This window comes from Streptomyces sp. NPDC048001 (assembly GCF_043203115.1).
Classification (GTDB): Bacteria; Actinomycetota; Actinomycetes; order Streptomycetales; family Streptomycetaceae; genus Streptomyces; species Streptomyces sanyensis.
Genome location: NZ_JBIDBN010000015.1, coordinates 12,267 through 31,412 on the forward strand (window position 1 = coordinate 12,267; position 19,146 = coordinate 31,412).

Annotated in this window: 15 protein-coding genes; 7 read left to right on the forward strand and 8 right to left on the reverse strand. The window is 72.9% G+C overall.

All coding sequences use genetic code 11. The features are described 5' to 3' along the window. Positions 1-56: 56 nt before the first annotated feature. The 3 genes from ACGF15_RS25450 (at position 57) to ACGF15_RS25460 (ending at position 2,899) form a co-directional block, all read left to right on the forward strand. On the forward strand, positions 57-809 hold the full coding sequence (locus ACGF15_RS25450; protein ID WP_345611369.1) for a phosphoribosyltransferase family protein: 753 nt from the start codon (positions 57-59) through the stop codon (positions 807-809). A 340-nt stretch (positions 810-1,149) separates the two neighbouring features. Then, positions 1,150-1,842 carry a ribosome hibernation-promoting factor, HPF/YfiA family gene (gene hpf, locus ACGF15_RS25455; RefSeq protein ID WP_345611483.1) on the forward strand — a complete coding sequence of 231 codons (693 nt, stop codon included), beginning with the start codon at positions 1,150-1,152 and terminating at the stop codon, positions 1,840-1,842. 304 nt (positions 1,843-2,146) lie between these two features. Further along, the gene (locus ACGF15_RS25460) at positions 2,147-2,899 is read left to right on the forward strand and encodes a response regulator transcription factor (protein WP_345611367.1); all 753 of its coding nucleotides are present in this window, start codon (positions 2,147-2,149) and stop codon (positions 2,897-2,899) included. Positions 2,900-2,984: 85 nt separating this feature from the next. Here the strand turns inward: ACGF15_RS25460 and ACGF15_RS25465 are convergent, their stop codons facing one another. Together ACGF15_RS25465 and ACGF15_RS25470 are read right to left on the reverse strand one after the other, a co-directional pair. Further along, entirely contained in the window at positions 2,985-4,148 is a 1,164-nt protein-coding gene (locus ACGF15_RS25465; protein ID WP_345611363.1) for a DNA glycosylase AlkZ-like family protein, read from the reverse strand. A 9-nt stretch (positions 4,149-4,157) separates the two neighbouring features. Beyond that, a complete protein-coding gene (locus ACGF15_RS25470) occupies positions 4,158-4,766 on the reverse strand; it encodes a GNAT family N-acetyltransferase (protein ID WP_345611360.1) in 609 nt (202 codons plus the stop codon). 241 nt (positions 4,767-5,007) lie between these two features. On the opposite strand from ACGF15_RS25470, the gene secA reads away from it, so the two are divergent. Further along, entirely contained in the window at positions 5,008-7,821 is a 2,814-nt protein-coding gene (gene secA, locus ACGF15_RS25475) for a preprotein translocase subunit SecA (RefSeq protein ID WP_345611358.1), read from the forward strand. 549 nt (positions 7,822-8,370) lie between these two features. Here the strand turns inward: secA and ACGF15_RS25480 are convergent. Continuing rightward, complete coding sequence (locus tag ACGF15_RS25480) at positions 8,371-8,796, reverse strand: Rv3235 family protein (protein ID WP_345611355.1); 426 nt, start codon at positions 8,794-8,796, stop codon at positions 8,371-8,373. Positions 8,797-9,078: 282 nt separating this feature from the next. Here ACGF15_RS25480 and ACGF15_RS25485 point away from each other — a divergent pair, with 282 nt between their 5' ends. Beyond that, entirely contained in the window at positions 9,079-9,585 is a 507-nt protein-coding gene (locus ACGF15_RS25485; RefSeq protein ID WP_345611353.1) for a DUF6912 family protein, read from the forward strand. 139 nt (positions 9,586-9,724) lie between these two features. Then, a complete protein-coding gene (locus ACGF15_RS25490; RefSeq protein WP_362611882.1) occupies positions 9,725-10,396 on the forward strand; it encodes an HAD hydrolase-like protein in 672 nt (223 codons plus the stop codon). Positions 10,397-10,470: 74 nt separating this feature from the next. On the opposite strand, the gene ACGF15_RS25495 is transcribed toward ACGF15_RS25490, so the two are convergent. Next, on the reverse strand, positions 10,471-11,037 hold the full coding sequence (locus tag ACGF15_RS25495; RefSeq protein WP_256523370.1) for a DJ-1/PfpI family protein: 567 nt from the start codon (positions 11,035-11,037) through the stop codon (positions 10,471-10,473). A gap of 397 nt (positions 11,038-11,434) precedes the next feature. Here ACGF15_RS25495 and ACGF15_RS25500 point away from each other — a divergent pair, with 397 nt between their 5' ends. Beyond that, on the forward strand, positions 11,435-16,369 hold the full coding sequence (locus ACGF15_RS25500) for an NAD-glutamate dehydrogenase (protein WP_345611347.1): 4,935 nt from the start codon (positions 11,435-11,437) through the stop codon (positions 16,367-16,369). Between the two features lie 181 nt (positions 16,370-16,550). Here ACGF15_RS25500 and ACGF15_RS25505 read toward each other — a convergent pair whose 3' ends face one another. The 4 genes from ACGF15_RS25505 to ACGF15_RS25520 are packed head-to-tail and all read right to left on the reverse strand — an operon-like array spanning position 16,551 to position 19,146. After that, complete coding sequence (locus ACGF15_RS25505; protein ID WP_392802365.1) at positions 16,551-17,090, reverse strand: protein kinase; 540 nt, start codon at positions 17,088-17,090, stop codon at positions 16,551-16,553. Positions 17,091-17,105: 15 nt separating this feature from the next. Beyond that, positions 17,106-17,384, reverse strand: a complete 279-nt coding sequence (locus ACGF15_RS25510) for a hypothetical protein (RefSeq protein WP_392802228.1) — start codon at positions 17,382-17,384, stop codon at positions 17,106-17,108. Positions 17,385-17,435: 51 nt separating this feature from the next. Beyond that, complete coding sequence (locus ACGF15_RS25515; protein ID WP_392802231.1) at positions 17,436-18,236, reverse strand: ABC transporter ATP-binding protein; 801 nt, start codon at positions 18,234-18,236, stop codon at positions 17,436-17,438. Continuing rightward, a complete protein-coding gene (locus ACGF15_RS25520; RefSeq protein ID WP_362611874.1) occupies positions 18,229-19,146 on the reverse strand; it encodes an ABC transporter permease in 918 nt (305 codons plus the stop codon). The genes ACGF15_RS25515 and ACGF15_RS25520 overlap by 8 nt, the downstream gene beginning before the upstream one ends.

Here is a 19,146-nt window from a genome sequence, read left to right on the forward strand (position 1 = left end):
CCGGGCCCTGTCCACAGGGGTGGCGCGGGGCGCCCCGCCCGCGCCATCGTGGCGCCGTGGACGGATGGTGGCACGCGGCCGTGGAGCTGGTCCTGCCGGTCGACTGCGCGGGGTGCGGCCGACCGCGGTCCCTGCTGTGCGCGCGGTGCGAGGCGGCGCTGCTCGCCCCCGGTGCCCGGCGGGCCGTGGTCGCGGACGCCCCTCGGGGGCTGCCGCCGGTCCACGCGGCGGCCGAGTACCGCGGCCCGGTGCGAGCCGCCCTCCTCGCCCACAAGGAGCGCGGGGCGACGGGGCTGGCCCGGCCGCTGGGACGGGCCCTCGCCGCCGCGGTGCGGGCTGCGACCGCCCGCCGTGCCGCGGCCGGTCCCGCGGGAAGGCTCCCGCCCGGCGGCCCCCCGGCGGGGCTGGCGCTGGTGCCGGTGCCCTCCGCCCGGCGGGCGGTACGGGCGCGGGGGCACGACCCGGCGCGCCGTATCGCGGCCGCGGCGGCGGCCCGGCTGCGGGGAACGGGCACCGAGGCGTGCGTCCTGCCCGTGCTGCGCCAGGCGCGCCGGGTGGCGGACCAGGCGGGCCTGACGGCCTCCGAGAGGCTGGCGAACATGTCCGGCGCCCTGGAGGTGCGCCGCGGTGCGGAAGGGCTGTGTGCGGGCCGGAGGGTGGTCCTGGTGGACGATCTGGTGACCACGGGCGCGACGCTCGCGGAGGCGGCCCGTGCACTGGGTGCCACCTCCGCGGAGGGGCCCGGCTTTCTCTCCTTCGAACACGTGAGCGCCGCAGTGGTGGCCTGGACCGCACCGCCGTGGAAATAAACAGGAACTGACGGGGAACCCGCAACGTTGCAGGTAGTGAGAGGGCAATAACCCCTGATCGGAGGTACCTTCTGGTAACGGGTGCCGTCGACCGGCACACCGAGCTATGTTCGGTGGTGAGAAGGGGTGCCCGGGCCTCACCGAAAGCCCCCGCCATGTTTTCCGGACGGGTTTTCGGGACAGGGACCAACTCAAAATCGATGGGGTGGAGATCCCGTCGACCGGGGAGGAGGAGGTGAAAGTCACCACGTCCGAAGCCCCGTGATCGACGGGGCCTGGTGCACAAAGGGAAATGCTCCGCAGCCGATGGGGGCGGAGCGACCCGGGAACGGAGTTCTGCGTGGACATCGTCGTCAAGGGCCGCAAGACCGAGGTGCCCGAGCGGTTCCGCAAGCACGTGGCCGAGAAGCTGAAGCTGGACAAGATCCAGAAGCTCGACGGCAAGGTGATCAGCCTCGACGTCGAGGTGTCCAAGGAGCACAACCCGCGGCAGGCCGACCGTTCCGACCGGGTGGAGATCACGCTCCGCTCGCGCGGCCCGGTGATCCGCGCCGAGGCCTCGGCCGCCGACCCGTACGCAGCGCTCGATCTCGCCACAGGAAAGCTGGAAGCACGACTCCGCAAGCAGCACGAGAAGCGCCACAACAGGCGCGGCAACGGACGGCTCACCGCGGCCGAGGTGGCCGATGTGGTGCCCGGCGTCGCCGAGTTGAACGCCAACGGCCGACCGGTCGCCGCCGAGGAGCCGCCGGAGGCCGTCCCCACCACACGCATGGGATCGCTCGAGGTCCAGGGCGAGGGCCCGCTGGTGGTCCGCGAGAAGCTGCACACCGCAGCGCCCATGACACTCGACCAGGCCCTCTACGAGATGGAACTGGTCGGGCACGACTTCTACCTCTTCGTCGACTCCGAGACGAAGCACCCCAGTGTCGTCTACCGGCGGCATGCCTACGACTACGGCGTGATCCAGCTGGAGACCGACCCGCTCGCCGGGGCGGAGGCCGGCGGCGCCGGAGGCGCCCTCGGCGGCTGACCGCCGCACCGGGCGGACAACGGCCCGCAGGCCCGCGGAGGTCCGCGGTGGGCTCCCACGCGGCTGGAGCCCACCGAGGACGGAAGGCGGTGCACGGAAGGCGGTGTGACGGTCCGTCGAACCTCTGACAGCGGTGCCCCTGGGGCGCTCCGTGCGCCCCCAGGGGCACCATCGTGCGACCGCAGGACCCCCGATCCGCCGCTCCGGCATGAAAGCATGACGTCGGCAGGACCAACGAAGGTGCGGCGCGCTGGCGTTGGCAGACCAGACATGATCTTCGGGCTGCGGCTCAGGGGGAGGAACCATGGCGGACGGCTTCGGGCCTGTGCAGAGCGAAGCGGGCCACCTCGCCGGTGCGGCAGCGGAGGCCGACGGCTCGACCGGGGTCCGTGAGGCGGAGCCCATCCGGGTCCTCGTCGTGGACGACCACGCCCTCTTCCGGCGAGGGCTGGAGATCGTCCTCAAGCAGGAGGAGGACATCCAGGTCGTCGGCGAGGCGGGAGACGGGGCGGAGGCCGTCGACAAGGCGGCCGACCTGCTTCCCGACATCGTGCTGATGGACGTGCGGATGCCCAAGCGCGGCGGCATCGAGGCCTGCACCTCCATCAAGGAGGTGGCCCCCAGCGCAAAGATCATCATGCTGACGATCAGCGACGAGGAGGCCGACCTCTACGACGCGATCAAGGCGGGGGCCACCGGCTACCTGCTGAAGGAGATCTCCACGGACGAGGTCGCCACCGCCATCCGGGCGGTCGCCGACGGGCAGTCCCAGATCAGCCCGTCGATGGCGTCCAAGCTGCTCACCGAGTTCAAGTCGATGATCCAGCGCACCGACGAGCGCAGGCTGGTGCCCGCGCCCCGGCTGACCGACCGGGAGCTGGAGGTCCTCAAGCTGGTCGCCACGGGCATGAACAACCGCGACATCGCGAAGGAGTTGTTCATCTCCGAGAACACCGTGAAGAACCACGTCCGCAACATCCTGGAGAAGCTCCAGCTGCACTCCCGCATGGAGGCCGTCGTGTACGCGATGCGGGAGAAGATCCTGGAGATCCGCTGACCCGGTGACCTCCCGGGCCGCCCGCCGGGCGGGGGGAGCCGCCCGGCCCGGGGCCGGGCGCGGAGCGGGCCGAAGCCCGGGCCCCTCAGCCCAGCGCCCCGACCAGACCGGCGGCCAGCTCGGGCCGGTCGCACCGCTCCACACGCACCGTGTCGCAGCCGACCCAGGTCGCGGCCTCGCGCAGCGCCCGTGCCATCGGCTCCACCGCCCCGGCCCCGTCCAGCGACACCTGGCGTGCGACCAGTGTCCCGCCCTCGCGGGCGGGGTCGACCCGGCCGCGGAGCCGGCCCCCCGTGAGCAGCGGCATCGCGAAGTAGCCGTGCACCCGCTTCTGCTTGGGGACGTACGCCTCCAGGCGGTGGACGAAGCCGAAGATCCGCTCGGTGCGGGCGCGCTCCCAGACCAGCGAGTCGAACGGGGACAGCAGCGTGGTGCGGTGCCGGCCCCGCACCGGTGCCGCCAGGGCCTCCGGGTCCGCCCAGGCCGGCTTCGCCCAGCCCTCGACACGCACCGGCACCAGCCCGGAGTCGGCCACCACCGCGTCGAACTGCTCGCCCTTGATCCGGTGGTAGTCGGCGATGTCGGACCTCGTCCCGACCCCGAGCGCGCGGCCCGCCAGCAGGACGAGGCGGCGCAGGCACTCCGCGTCGTCCAGCGCGTCGTGGAGCAGGGCATCCGGAACCGCGCGCTCCGCCAGGTCGTAGACCCGCTTCCAGCCGCGCCGCTCCGTGCACACCACCTCCCCGTACATCAGGGCGCGCTCGACGGCGACCTTGGAGGCCGACCAGTCCCACCACTCGCCGCCGTTCTTCGCACCGCCGAGCTGTGTGGCGGTCAGCGGGCCCTCGGCCCGCAGCTGCCGGATCACCTGCTCGTACGCGCCGTCGGGGAGGTCGTGGAACCACTGCGGCCGGGAGCGGTAGGCGCGGCGGCGGAAGGCGAAGTGCGGCCACTCCTCGATCGGCAGCACGCACGCCGCGTGCGACCAGTACTCGAAGCTGCGGCCGCCGCTCCAGTAGGCCTCGTCCACGGTGCGGCGCCCCACCGCTCCGAGGCGCGCGTACGGCACGAGTTCATGGGAGCGGGCCAGCACGGAGATGGTGTCCAGCTGGACGGCGCCCAGACTCCGCAGCACGCCGCGGACGCCGGCCCGCCGGTCCGGAGCGCCGAGGAGCCCCTGGGCGCGCAGCGCGATGCGGCGGGCCTCGTCGGCGGACAGGTCCAGGGCGGGGGACGGCAGCGTGGTCATGCCCGCACCCTAGAGCGCGGCACTGACAGAGCCCCGGCCGTCCTCCCCGGCCGCGGGCAGGTAGGAGCGCGTCCCGGCCAGCCCGAGGTCGGAGGGGAGCAGCGAGCCCACCCACGCGTCCCGCAGGGTGTCCTTGTTGACCAGGGCGGCCCGCAGCACGCCCTCCATGCGGAACCCCGCCTTCTCCGCCACGGCCCGGGAGCCCCGGTTGCCGACCTCCGCGCGCCACTCCAGCCGGGTGGCGCCGAGGCGGACGAACGCCCAGTGGGCCACCGCGCCCACCGCCTCCGTCATCACGCCCCGCCCGCGGTGCTCCTCGGCCGTCCAGTAGCCGACCTCCCAGGTCCCCGAGAAGGTGCGCAGGGTGACCGCGACCGACGCCGCCACCTCGCCGCCCTCGCGCGGCAGCACGGCGAAGGTGCACATGGTGCCGTTGCGCCAGCCGTCGGGCACGACCTGCTCGGTGAACTCCGCGGCGTGGTGCCATTCGTACGGCGAGGGAACCGTCGTCCACCGCTGGATGTCCGGGTCCTGGCAGGCCTGGTGGACGGCCCGGGTGTCCTCGGCCGTGAAGGGCCGCAGGACGAGTCGCTCGGTGGTGAGGGTGATCGGCTCCATGCGGGGATTGTGGTTCAGCCGCGGCCGGGGACGCGAGCAGTTTCGCGCGTTCCCGGCACCTTCCGAGGCTCCCGAGCGTTCACCTGGTGGCGGACAGCCCGGCCCCCGTGGCACGGGACCTCCCGGCGCGGCGGGGTCCTCGCTTACGATGGCCGGTGCGGTGGGGCCCACCTGCCGTGCCCGCGCCTAGTGTCCAACACCGACCCAGTGCCAGGCCCGACCGGCAAGGAGACCAGCCTCAGTGTCCGTCTTCAACAAGCTCATGCGTGCAGGCGAAGGCAAGATCCTGCGCAAACTGCACCGCATCGCGGACCAGGTCAACTCCATCGAAGAGGATTTCGTCGACCTCTCCGACGCCGAGTTGCGCGCCCTCACGGAGGAGTACAAGCAGCGCTACGCCGACGGCGAGAGCCTCGACGACCTGATGCCCGAGGCCTTCGCGACCGTCCGCGAGGCGGCCAAGCGCGTCCTCGGCCAGCGCCACTACGACGTGCAGATCATGGGCGGCGCCGCGCTGCACCTCGGCTATGTCGCCGAGATGAAGACCGGCGAGGGCAAGACGCTCGTCGGTACGCTGCCGGCCTACCTGAACGCGCTCTCCGGCAAGGGCGTCCACCTGATCACCGTCAACGACTACCTCGCCGAGCGCGACTCCGAGCTCATGGGCCGGGTGCACCGCTTCCTGGGCCTGGAGGTCGGCTGCATCCTCGCCAACATGACCCCCGCGCAGCGCCGCGAGCAGTACAACTGCGACATCACCTACGGCACGAACAACGAGTTCGGCTTCGACTACCTGCGCGACAACATGGCGTGGTCCAAGGAGGAGCTCGTCCAGCGCGGCCACAACTTCGCCTGCGTCGACGAGGTCGACTCCATCCTCGTCGACGAGGCCCGCACGCCGCTGATCATCTCCGGCCCCGCCGACCAGGCCACCAAGTGGTACGGCGACTTCGCCAAGCTGGTGACCCGCCTCACCCGGGGCGAGGCGGGCAACCCGCTCAAGGGCATCGAGGAGACCGGCGACTACGAGGTCGACGAGAAGAAGCGGACCGTGGCCATCCACGAGTCGGGTGTCGCCAAGGTCGAGGACTGGCTCGGCATCGACAACCTCTACGAGTCCGTCAACACGCCTCTCGTCGGCTACCTCAACAACGCCATCAAGGCGAAGGAGCTGTTCAAGAACGACAAGGACTACGTCGTCATGGACGGCGAGGTCATGATCGTCGACGAGCACACGGGCCGTATCCTCGCGGGCCGCCGCTACAACGAGGGCATGCACCAGGCGATCGAGGCCAAGGAGGGGGTGCCGATCAAGGACGAGAACCAGACGCTCGCCACGATCACCCTCCAGAACTTCTTCCGCCTCTACGACAAGCTCTCCGGCATGACCGGTACGGCGATGACCGAGGCGGCCGAGTTCCACCAGATCTACAAGCTCGGCGTCGTCCCGATCCCGACGAACAAGCCGATGGTCCGCATGGACCAGTCGGACCTGATCTACCGCACCGAGATCGCGAAGTTCGCCGCCGTCGTCGACGACATCGCCGAGAAGCACGAGAAGGGCCAGCCGATCCTCGTCGGCACGACCTCCGTGGAGAAGTCCGAGTACCTCTCGCAGCAGCTCAGCAAGCGCGGTGTCCAGCACGAGGTCCTCAACGCGAAGAACCACGAGCGCGAGGCCTCGATCGTCGCCCAGGCCGGTCGCCGCGGCGCGGTCACGGTCGCGACGAACATGGCCGGCCGAGGCACCGACATCAAGCTCGGCGGCAACCCGGACGACCTGGCCGAGGCCGAGCTGCGCCAGCGCGGGCTGGACCCGGTCGACCATGTCGAGGAGTGGGCCGCGGCCCTCCCGGCGGCCCTGGAGCGTGCCGAGGCCGCGGTGAAGGCGGAGCACGACGAGGTCAAGGAGCTCGGCGGCCTGTACGTGCTCGGCACCGAGCGCCACGAGTCGCGCCGTATCGACAACCAGCTGCGCGGCCGCAGCGGCCGTCAGGGCGACCCGGGCGAGTCCCGCTTCTACCTCTCCCTCGGCGACGACCTGATGCGTCTGTTCAAGGCCCAGATGGTCGAGCGGGTCATGGCCATGGCGAACGTCCCGGACGACGTCCCGATCGAGAACAAGATGGTGACGCGCGCGATCGCCTCCGCGCAGTCCCAGGTCGAGCAGCAGAACTTCGAGACGCGCAAGAACGTCCTGAAGTACGACGAGGTGCTCAACCGCCAGCGCGAGGTCATCTACGGCGAGCGCCGCCGCGTCCTGGAGGGCGAGGACCTCCAGGAGCAGGTCGGCCACTTCATGGACGGCACCATCGACGCCTACATCCAGGCGGAGACCGTCGAGGGCTTCGCCGAGGAGTGGGACCTCGACCGGCTGTGGGGCGCCTTCAAGCAGCTCTACCCCGTGAAGGTCACCGTCGAGGAGCTGGAGGACGAGGTCGGCGACCGTGCCGGGATCACGGCCGAGTTCATCGCCGAGAGCATCAAGGAGGACATCCACCAGCAGTACGCGGAGCGCGAGAAGCAGCTCGGCTCCGAGATCATGCGCGAGCTGGAGCGCCGGGTCGTGCTGTCGGTCCTGGACCGCAAGTGGCGTGAGCACCTCTACGAGATGGACTACCTCCAGGAGGGCATCGGCCTGCGCGCCATGGCGCAGAAGGACCCGCTGGTCGAGTACCAGCGCGAGGGCTTCGACATGTTCACCGCGATGATGGAGGGCATCAAGGAGGAGTCCGTCGGCTACCTGTTCAACCTGGAGGTCCAGGTCGAGCAGCAGGTCGAGGAGGTCCCCGTCGAGGAGCAGGCCGAGAAGCCCTCGCTCGCCAAGAAGGACGCGGTTCCGGCCGGGGCGCGCCCCGAGATCCGCGCCAAGGGGCTGGACGCCCCGCAGCGCCCCGACCGCCTGCACTTCTCCGCCCCGACGGTGGACGGTGAGGGCGGTGTCGTCGAGGGCGACTTCGCGCGTGACGGCTCGGAGCCCGCCTCCTCGGGAGGCATGACCCGTGCCGAGCGCCGCAAGGCCGCGAAGGGCGGCGGGCGCCGCCGCAAGAAGTAGCCCCCGGAGCCCGGGGCCCGTCCGTCGGGGCCGCACACCCAGAGGGTGTGCGGCCCCGACGCCGTTCCCCGACGCCGTTCCCCGGGCCCGTGGACCCGGCTCTCCGTGCCTTGTGTGCGGGCATCGGCGGCCCGCACACCGGTGCGCGCTTCCCCTCCCGCGCCGCTCCCGCCCGCGGCGGTCCGGGGGCCGTCCAGGGGCCGCGGAACGGCCGCCGCGTCCCCGGAACGCGGCCCGTACCGGGAGCGCGGGGCTCCCGGTGCCCGCGCCGCCCGTCCTCGGCCCGATGCGGACGGCCCCGCGCCGCCAGGCACCCGCGGTGGGGCGGGGCCCGCCCGGGGAACCGGTCTCCTACGCCCCCGGAAGGCCGTACGGCGGCGCCCGGCCGATCCCCCGGGACGAGGGCCCCCGGCCCCCTCGCCGCCGCGCTCCGGTCCACTCCGGTCCGCTGTGGTCCACTCCACTCCACTGCACTCCACTGCACTCCACTCCGGTCCGGTCCGGAACGGCCGAGCAGGCGGCCCCGCACCGGGCCACCGCCCCGCCCGCTCACCGGGTGCGCTCACCGCCGAGTTCGACGGCGGCGCAGCGCCAGCGGAGGTCGTCCCCCTGCTCCAGACGGAAGGCCATCGCCGTGACCCGCTCGCCCCACCCGATCCGGGCGAAGGCCTCGATCACCCCGGGCCCCGGGTGGAACTCGCCGCAGTGGCGGACCACCGGGGTCACCCGGTCCTCGGGGCACAGCGGGGCTCCCGGGGCCAGGCGGACCAGCTGCTCGTACGCCTCCCCGACGGTGTGCCCCAGCATCCAGTGCACCGGGCGGCGGCCGCTCAGCACCGCCAGCAGGCGGTCGGCGAACCAGTAGTGCGGTTTGCGCTGCCTGCCGCGGGCGCGGGTGAGCGCCGCCGCCGCTGCCGCGGCGGGTCGGCGCTGGTCGTGCCGCCCTGCGGGCCGTGTCCTGTGCGTCCTGTCCATGCGGATCGCCCCCGATGCGCTGGTCCGTCCCGGTATCCATACCGGGGAGTAGCTTCGACGGGGAACTTGTACGGCCTCGGGCAGGGCCCCGCAATGCACCCCGCCCCCGGCCGCCCCGGGGGCTGATTTCACCTATCAGGGTGAGAGCGGCCGCCGGGGGCCCGGGCGGAGGGGGTGCCCACGGGGCCCCGGGTGGACGGTGCAGCCCCCGGGAGAGGCCCTTCGATCGGGGACGCCGCACGTATCCTGGGGTCGCGTCCACGACTACGAAAGCGGCCACCCATGCGCGTCTACGTCCCCCTGACCATCCCCGGTCTCGCCGAGGCGTACCGGGCGGGTGAGCTGGGACCCGGCCCGCTGGCCGCGTACGCCGTCACCCCGGGGCTGCGCGAGTGGTACGTCTCCGACGACATCGAGGAGCTGGAGTACGCGGCGCTGAACCGCGCCGCGGCCGCCTCCCTGCGCCTGCTGGCCGGTGCGCCCGGTGCTCCGCGGCGGCGGGTCGTCGTCGCCGTCGACGTCCCCGACCGGGAGGCCGTGGCCGACCCGGACCAGGCCCTCCAGGCGGCCGCCCTCGGCGAGGTGCGGATCGCCGCCGCCGTCCCGATGGCCAAGGCCGCCGCGGTCCATGTCGACGCCGACGAGGCGGTCGACGACGTCTCCGCCGCCGTGGACGCGCTCGGGGCGGCCGACCACGGGGACGACGACGCGCAGTTCACCGTCGACGGGGCCGAGGACCACGAGCTGCTGTGGTTCGGCGTCCAGGAGATCCCGGGCATCGTCGGCTGACGGCCGTACCCCGCCGGGTGCCGGTTGCCCCGGCCCGTACCCCGCCGGGCGCCCGTTGTCCCGGCCCGCGCCCCGCCGGGTGCCCGTCCCCCCGCCCGCGCCCCGGGCGCTGTCGGAGGCTCCCGGTACCGTGTAGCGGATGGAGAAGACGGGGAACCCGGGCGCCCACCTGGTGTGGGACTGGAACGGCACACTGCTCGACGACATCACCGCGGTCATCGGAGCGACCAACGCCGCCTTCGCGGAGATCGGCCTCGCGCCGATCACCCTGGAGCGCTACCGCGAGCTGTACTGCGTCCCCGTGCCCCGCTTCTACGAGCGGCTCATGGGGCGCCTGCCGACCGAGGCCGAGTGGCAGGTCATGGACGACGCCTTCCACCGGCACTACACCGACCGGCGGCCCGGCTGCGGGCTGACCGAGGGCGTGGAGCAGCTGCTGGGCGCGTGGCAGGAGGCGGGCCGCAGCCAGTCCCTGTTGAGCATGTACGGCCACGACGATCTGGTCCCGGTCGTACGGGGGTACGGCATCGAGAGCCGGTTCGTCCGGGTCGAGGGGCGCCGGGGCCCCTCCGGCGGGTCCAAGGCGGCGCACATGGAGCGCCATCTCGCGGCCCTGGAGGGGGTGTCCCCCCGGCGCACCGTGGTGATCGGCGACGCGGTCGACGACGCGCTCGCGGCGGCCCATGTCGGAGCACGGGCCGTGCTCTACACCGGCGGCTCGCACAGCAGGGCGAGCCTGCGGACCGCGGGGGTGCCCGTGGTCGACACCCTGGCGGAGGCGGTCGCGGAGGCGCTGGCACTGGCCTCCTGACCGGCGCCCGCCGCGGGAGCCCGCCCGGGGGCGCCCGGAGCCCCCGACCCCGGACGCGCCCCGCCCGGCGGTGCTCAGGTGACCGGGGCCTTCTCCCGCAGGATCCCCAGGAAGGCGCGCATCCACGCCGAGTGGTCCGGCCAGGCCCGCGAGGACACCAGGGTGCCGTCCACCACGGCCTCGGTGTCCTGGAAGGTGGCGCCCGCCGCCTGCATGTCCAGCTCCAGTGCGGGGTAGGCGGTCACCCGGCGGCCTTCCAGGCCGCCGACCGCCGCGGTCAGCAGCGGCCCGTGGCAGATCTGGGCCACCGGCTTGTCGGCGTCGAAGAAGGCCTTGAGGATCTTGCGCAGCTCCCCGTCGTTGCGCAGGTACTCCGGGGCGCGCCCGCCGGGGATGACCACCGCCGCGTAGTCCCCGGCGTCGACCTCGGAGAACGCCAGGTCGGCGGGCCAGGTGTAGCCGGGCTTCTCGGTGTAGGTGTCGAAGCCCGGCTCGAAGTCGTGGACGACGAAGCGGAGCTGCTTGCGGGAGGGGGCGGCGATGTGGACCTCGTACCCCTCCTCGACCAGCCGCTGGTAGGGGTAGAGCACCTCCAGGGACTCCGCGGCGTCCCCGGTGACGATAAGGATCTTCGTGGTCATGGCTGCTCCCGGTGGTTGGTTGCCATGAGGGCCTGTGTCGCTGTCCAGACTGTCAAACTTCGGGCCCAGGTTTTGTACACATACGGCTCATGACGTTCCGGGGGGCAAGGGCGATAGCCTGGGGGCGTGATCAGCGCGATATGCCCGGGGGGCAGCGAAGCCCCCACCGGGCTCCGCCCGGCCACCGCCGGGGGACAGCGCCCGGAGAGCCACCGCCTCCGGGCGATGCCTGATCGCCTCCTCCGTCCGGCCCGCCCGCCTCATGCGGCGCCCTGCGGCCCGGACATCTCATCCCGCGGTACGGCATCCGCAACGACCGGGCACCCCGTGTCGCGGCGTCGCACCGCAGCATCTTTCACCTACGTCACGCAACGGCGCGCGACAGGAGCCAGAGGACATGCAGACCAAGCTGGACGAAGCCAAGGCCGAGCTGCTCGCACGGGCGGCCCGGGTCGCTGAGCACAGCCCGGTCGGGGGGAACCTCCCGACCGTGGCCGAGCAGGGGGAGCGTCCCGACCGGGACACCCTGCTCTCGTATCTCCAGCGCTACTACCTGCACACCGCTCCCGAGGACCTCACGGACCGCGACCCGGTGGACGTCTTCGGCGCGGCGCTCTCCCACTACCGCCTGGCCGAGAACCGCCCCCAGGGCACGGCCAACGTCCGGGTGCACACCCCGACCGTCGAGGAGAACGGCTGGACGTGCAGCCACTCCGTGGTCGAGGTGGTCACCGACGACATGCCCTTCCTGGTCGACTCGGTCACCAACGAGCTCTCCCGCCAGGCCCGCGGCATCCACGTGGTGATCCACCCGCAGGTCGTCGTCCGCCGCGACGTGACCGGCCGGCTCGTCGAGGTGCTCCCCGAGGGCGCCGGGCTGACGAAGCTGCCGCACGACGCCCTCGTCGAGTCCTGGATCCATGTCGAGATCGACCGCGAGACCGACCGCGCCGACCTGAAGCAGATCACCGCCGACCTGCTGCGGGTGCTCTCCGACGTCCGCGAGGCCGTCGAGGACTGGGAGAAGATGCGCGACGCCGCCCTGCGGATCGCCGACGGCCTCCCCGACGAGCCCACCGCCGGCGACCTGCGCGACCAGGAGGTGGAGGAGGCCCGCGAGCTGCTGCGCTGGCTCGCCGCCGACCACTTCACCTTCCTCGGCTACCGCGAGTACGAGCTGACCGACAGCGACGCGCTCGCCGCCGTCCCCGGCACCGGTCTCGGCATCCTGCGCTCCGACCCGCAGCACACCGACGACGAGGACCACCCGGTCAGCCCCTCGTTCAGCCGGCTCCCCGCCGACGCCCGCGCCAAGGCCCGCGAGCACAAGCTGCTGGTGCTCACCAAGGCCAACAGCCGCGCCACCGTGCACCGGCCGAGCTACCTGGACTACATCGGCGTCAAGAAGTTCGACACCGACGGCAACGTGATCGGGGAGCGCCGCTTCCTCGGGCTCTTCTCCTCCGCCGCCTACACCGAGTCCGTGCGCCGGGTCCCCGTGATCCGCCGCAAGGTCGCCGAGGTGCTCCAGGGCGCCGGCTTCTCGCCCAACAGCCACGACGGCCGCGACCTGCTCCAGATCCTGGAGACCTACCCGCGCGACGAGCTGTTCCAGACGCCGGTCGACCAGCTCCGGGCGATCGTCACCAGCGTGCTCTACCTCCAGGAGCGCCGCCGGCTGCGGCTCTACCTGCGCCAGGACGAGTACGGGCGCTACTACTCCGCGCTCGTCTACCTTCCCCGCGACCGCTACACCACCGGCGTGCGGCTGCGCCTGATCGACATCCTGAAGGAGGAGCTCGGCGGCATCAGCGTCGACTTCACCGCCTGGAACACCGAATCGATCCTCTCCCGGATCCACTTCGTGGTCCGCGTGCCCGCCGGCACCGAGCTGCCCGACCTCACCGACGCCGACACCGAGCGCGTCGAGGCCCGGCTCGTCGAGGCGGCCCGCTCCTGGGCGGACGGCTTCGGCGAGGCGCTCAACGCCGAGTTCGGCGAGGAGCGCGCGGCCGAGCTGCTGCGCCGCTACGCCCACGCCTTCCCCGAGGGCTACAAGGCCGACCACTCGCCCCGCTCCGCCGTCGCCGACCTGGTGCGCCTGGAGCAGCTGACCCACTCCGACCGCGACTTCCAGCTGTCGCTGTACGAGCCGGTCGGCGCCGGTCCCGGCGAGCGCCGCTTCAAGATCTACCGGACCGGGGACCAGGTGTCCCTCTCCGCCGTGCTCCCGGTGCTCCAGCGGCTCGGCAGCGAGGTCGTCGACGAACGTCCCTACGAGCTGCGCTGCGCCGACGGCACCCACGCCTGGATCTACGACTTCGGCCTGCGGATGCCGCTGCCGGGCGGCGCGGGCGACTACCTCGCCGACGACGCCCGCGAGCGCTTCCAGGACGCCTTCGCCGCGGTGTGGACCGGCGAGGCGGAGAACGACGGCTTCAACGCGCTGGTGCTCGGCGCGGGCCTGGACTGGCGCGAGGCCATGGTGCTGCGCGCCTACGCCAAGTACCTGCGGCAGGCCGGTTCCACCTTCAGCCAGGACTACATGGAGGACACCCTCCGCACCAACGTCCACACCACCCGGCTGCTGGTCTCCCTCTTCGAGGCCCGGATGTCGCCGGACCGGCAGCGGGCCGGCACCGAGCTGATCGACGGCCTGCTGGAGGAGCTGGACGGCGCCCTCGACCAGGTCGCCTCCCTCGACGAGGACCGCATCCTGCGCTCCTTCCTCACGGTGATCAAGGCGACGCTGCGGACCAACTTCTTCCAGAAGACCGGCGACGGCGCCAACCACGCCTACGTGTCCATGAAGTTCGACCCGCAGGCCATCCCCGACCTGCCCGCACCCCGACCGGCTTTCGAGATCTGGGTCTACTCGCCCAGGGTCGAGGGCGTCCACCTGCGCTTCGGCAAGGTCGCGCGCGGAGGGCTGCGCTGGTCCGACCGCCGGGAGGACTTCCGCACCGAGATCCTCGGCCTGGTCAAGGCCCAGATGGTGAAGAACACCGTGATCGTGCCGGTCGGCGCGAAGGGCGGCTTCGTCGCCAAGCAGCTCCCCGACCCGTCGGTGGACCGCGACGCCTGGCTCGCCGAGGGCATCGCCTGCTACCGCGTCTTCATCTCCGCGCTGCTCGACATCACGGACAACATGGTCGCGGGCGAGGTCGTGCCCCCGTCCCGGGTGGTCCGGCACGACGAGGACGACACCTACCTGGTGGTCGCGGCGGACAAGGGCACGGCGTCCTTCTCCGACATCGCCAACGAGGTGGCCGTCTCCTACGACTTCTGGCTGGGCGACGCCTTCGCCTCCGGCGGCTCCGCGGGCTACGACCACAAGGGCATGGGCATCACGGCGCGCGGCGCCTGGGAGTCGGTCAAGCGCCACTTCCGGGAGCTCGGCCACGACACCCAGACCGAGGACTTCACGGTCGTCGGCGTCGGTGACATGTCCGGGGACGTCTTCGGCAACGGCATGCTGCTCAGCGAGCACATCCGGCTGGTGGCCGCCTTCGACCACCGGCACATCTTCATCGACCCGACGCCCGACGCGGCCACCTCCTACGCGGAGCGCCGCCGCCTGTTCGAGCTGCCGCGCTCCTCCTGGGCCGACTACGACACCGAGCTGCTCTCCGCGGGCGGCGGCATCCACCCGCGCAGCGCCAAGTCGATCCCGGTCACCGCGCCGATGCGCGCCGCGCTGGGCATCGACCCCGAGGTCACCAAGGCGACCCCGGCCGAGCTGATGCAGGCGATCCTGAAGGCGCCGGTCGACCTGCTGTGGAACGGCGGCATCGGCACCTATGTCAAGGCGGTCTCCGAGTCGAACCCCGACGTCGGCGACAAGGCCAACGACGCGATCCGTGTGAACGGAGAGGACCTGCGGGTCCGGGTCGTGGGCGAGGGCGGCAACCTCGGCTGCACCCAGCTCGGCCGGATCGAGTTCGACCGCAAGGGCGGCCGGATCAACACCGACGCCATCGACAACAGCGCCGGTGTGGACACCTCCGACCACGAGGTCAACATCAAGATCCTGCTCAACGGCCTGGTCGCCGAGGGCGACATGACCGTCAAGCAGCGCAACGCCCTGCTGGCGCAGATGACCGACGAGGTCGGCGCCCTGGTGCTGCGCAACAACTACGCCCAGAACACGGCACTGGCCAACGCGGTCGCGCAGTCGCCGTCGCTGCTGCACGCGCACCAGCGCTTCATGCGCCGCCTCGGACGGGACGGACACCTGGACCGGGCGCTGGAGTTCCTCCCGGCCGACCGGCAGATCCGCGAGCTGCTGAACACCGGGCGCGGCCTCAGCCAGCCCGAACTGGCGGTGCTGCTGGCCTACACCAAGATCACGGTGGCCGAGGAGCTGATCGGCACCACCCTGCCGGACGACCCCTACCTGCGCCGCCTGCTGCACGCCTACTTCCCGCAGCCGCTGCGGGAGCGTTTCGCCGGGGCGATCGACTCCCACGCGCTGCGCCGGGAGATCGTGACCACGGTGCTCGTCAACGACACGGTGAACACCGGCGGCTCCACCTTCCTGCACCGGCTCCGCGAGGAGACCGGGGCGTCGGTCGAGGAGATCGTGCGCGCGCAGACCGCCGCCCGGGGGATCTTCGGCCTCGGTGCGGTCTGGGACGCCGTGGAGGCCCTGGACAACCAGGTGGCCGCCGACGTCCAGACCCGGGTCCGGCTGCACTCCCGGCGGCTGGTCGAGCGCGGCACCCGCTGGCTGCTCGGCAACCGGCCGCAGCCGCTCCAGCTCGCGGAGACGGTGGACTTCTTCGCCGAGCGGGTGGCGGAGGTCTGGGACTCGCTGCCGAAGATGCTGCGCGGCGCGGACGCCGAGTGGTACCGGGGCATCCTGGACGAGCTCACGGCGGCCGGGGTGCCCGAGGAGCTGGCGCAGCGCGTCGCGGGCTTCTCCTCCGCCTTCCCGGCGCTGGACATCGTCGCGATCGCGGACCGCACCGGGCAGGACCCGCTGGCGGTCGCGGAGGTGTACTACGACCTCGCGGACCGGCTGTCCATCACCCAGCTGATGGACCGGATCATCGAGCTGCCGCGGGCGGACCGCTGGCAGTCGATGGCCCGGGCCTCGATCCGCGAGGACCTCTACGCCGCCCACGCGGCGCTCACGGCGGACGTGCTCTCGGTCGGCGAGGGCTCGGCCACGCCGGAGGAGCGCTTCCGGGCCTGGGAGGACAAGAACGCGGCACTGCTGGGCCGGGCCCGCACCACGCTGGACGAGATCCACGGGTCGGACGCCTTCGACCTGGCGAACCTGTCGGTGGCGATGCGGACGATGCGCCAGCTCCTGCGCGCGCACAGCTGACCCTCGGCGGCATCCCGTCCCGGAAGGCGCGCACCGGCCCGGTGCGCGCCTTCCGGCGTCCCCGGCGGCGGGGCCCGGGCACCTGCCCCCGGTGCCCGCACCGCACGGCTGGGGGCGGAGGCCGCGCGGGTGGCGCACGAACCTGCCCCCGCACCTGCCCGCGCGCGGTGCGGGCCGCCGCTCAGCCGGCCCCGGCGAGGACGGCCGTCCGCGCCGCGGAGGGCCGCGCGGAGGGGGCCGCGTCCAGCGTCGCGGCCAGCAGGGGGCGCAGCCGGGCCGGGTAGCCGGTCAGGTCGGGCGGATCGTGGGCGGTGCCCGCGATCCGGGTCGCGATCACCAGGGCGCCGCCCTCCCCGTAGGGGTGGCGGCCGGTGGCCGCCTCGGCGGCGACCAGCCCCAGGGTGAAGACGTCGGATGCGGGGGTGACCTCGCGTCCGAGGGCGTGCTCCGGGGACATGTACCGGGGCGTGCCCACCATCCGCCCGGCCGTGGTCAGCGAGGAGGTCCCGTCGGCGGCGCAGGCCACCCCGAAGTCGAGCAGCCAGGGCCCGTCCCGGGTGAGCAGCAGGTTCGCCGGCTTGACGTCCCGGTGGACGAGCCCGGCGCCGTGGACGGCGGCGAGCGCCCGCGCGGCGCCCGCGACCACGGCCAGGACCCGTCCCACGGGCAGCGGACCCTCCTCGCGCAGCACGGTGTCCAGCGGGGTGCCGGGGACGAACAGAGTGGCGAGCCAGGGCTACTCGGCGTGGGCGTCGTGGTCGACGACGGGCACCAGATGCGGGCCCGTGACCGAGCGGGCCGCCGCGACCTCCCGGGCGAAGCGGCGCCGGAAGTTCTCGTTCCGGGAGTGGGCGCGGCGGATCAGCTTCAGTGCGACGGGGAGGCGCCCGTCCCGGCTGCGGGTGAGGTAGACGGTGCCCATGCCGCCCTCGCCGATCCGCCCGAGGAGGCGGTACCCGGCGATCTCCCGGGGGTCGTCCTCGCGCAGGGGCTCCGGTGCCCGGCTCGTGCCCATCCCCTCACCCCTCACCCGGTGGCAGCAGGGGAGCCTACCCGCGGGGGCGGGCTATGTGCGCTCGGTGAAGCGTTCGTAGGCGGCCACCACCTCCTTCGCGGGGCCGTCCATCCGCAGGGTGCCCGCCTCCAGCCAGAGCGCCCGGTCGCAGGTCGCGGTGATGGAGGCGTTGCTGTGGCTGACGAGGAAGACGGTGCCCGCCTCGGCCCTCAGCTCCTCGATCCTGCGACGGCTGCGCCGCCGGAAGGCCGCGTCGCCGGTGGCCAGCGCCTCGTCGATGAGCAGGACGTCATGGCTGCGGGCGGCCGCGATGGAGAAGCGCAGCCGGGCGCTCATGCCGGAGGAGTAGGTGCGCATCGGCAGCGAGACGAAGTCGCCCTTGTCGTTCACGCCGGAGAACTCCACGATGCCGGCGTACCGTTCGCGGATCTCGTGGCGGGTCATGCCCGTCGCGAGCCCGCCGAGGACGATGTTGCGCTCTCCGGTGAGGTCGGCCATCAGCGCGGCGTCGACCCCGAGGAGGGACGGCCGGCCGCTGGTCCAGACCGTCCCCCGGGTGGTGGGCAGCAGCCCGGCGACCGCCTTGAGCAGGGTGGACTTCCCGGAGCCGTTGGAGCCGATCAGCCCGATCGCCTCGCCCCGGTGGGCGGTGAAGCTCACCCCCTTCACGGCGTCGACCTCCCGGGTGCCGACGGCGGGCCGGCGCGCCAGGATCCGGCCGAGCGCGGAGGCGGCGCCGCCCCGGCCGGACCGGACGCCGCCCGCGCGGTAGGTGACGTGGACGCCGTCGGCGATGACGGTGGGGACGCGGCCGCCTCCGGGGGCGGGCGGGTTCCGGTCGGTGTCAGTCACGGCCGTACCGCTCCTCCGCCGCCCAGAAGTACAGGAATCCGCCGACCCCGGCGGCCAGTGCCCACGCTGTCGCCGCCGCCCACACATGGGGCGGCAGCCGGTCGGCGGTGAAGGAGTCGATGAACGCGAAGCGCACCAGGTCGATGTAGAGGGCGACCGGGTTGTAGCGCAGCAGCGCGGCGGCCACCGCGGGCACCCGCCCGTCGGCCACCACCGCGTCCAGCGACCACATGACCCCCGAGGCGTACATCCAGGTGCGCAGCAGGAAGGGCATCAGCTGCGAGATGTCCGGGGTACGGGCCGCGATCCGGGCGAGGACCATCGACAGGCCGGTGCCGAACAGCGCCTGGAGCGCCAGTGCGGGCGCGGCCAGCAGCCAGGAGGCGCGGGGGAGCTCCCCGGACAGCAGGAGGATCGCCACCAGCGCGGCGAGCGAGAACAGCAGCTGCTGGACCTGCTGGAGGGCGAGGGCGATCGGCAGCGAGGCGCGGGGGAAGTGCAGCGCCCGCACCAGCGCCAGGTTGCCCGAGACGGCGCGGGTGCCCGCCGTCAGGGTGTTGGCGGTGAAGGTCCAGACGAAGACCCCGGCGACCAGGAAGGGCACGAAGTCGGGGACGTCGTCGCCGGTGCCGAGGAGCACGCCGAAGACCAGGTAGTACACGGCGGCGTTGAGCAGCGGGGTCGCCAGCTGCCAGACCCGGCCGAGCCGGGCCTGGCTGTACTGGGCGGTGAGCCTGGCCGTGGCGAAGGCGGCGATGAAGTGCCGGCGCTCGTGGAGGTCGCGCAGATAGGCGGGCAGCGAGGGGCGCGCGCCGATCACGGTGAGGCCGTGCCGGGCGGCGAGGGCGGCCGGGGTCCCGGCAGGCTCCCTCTCGGCGGGGGCTACGGGTCGTGCGGGGGCGGTGGTCAC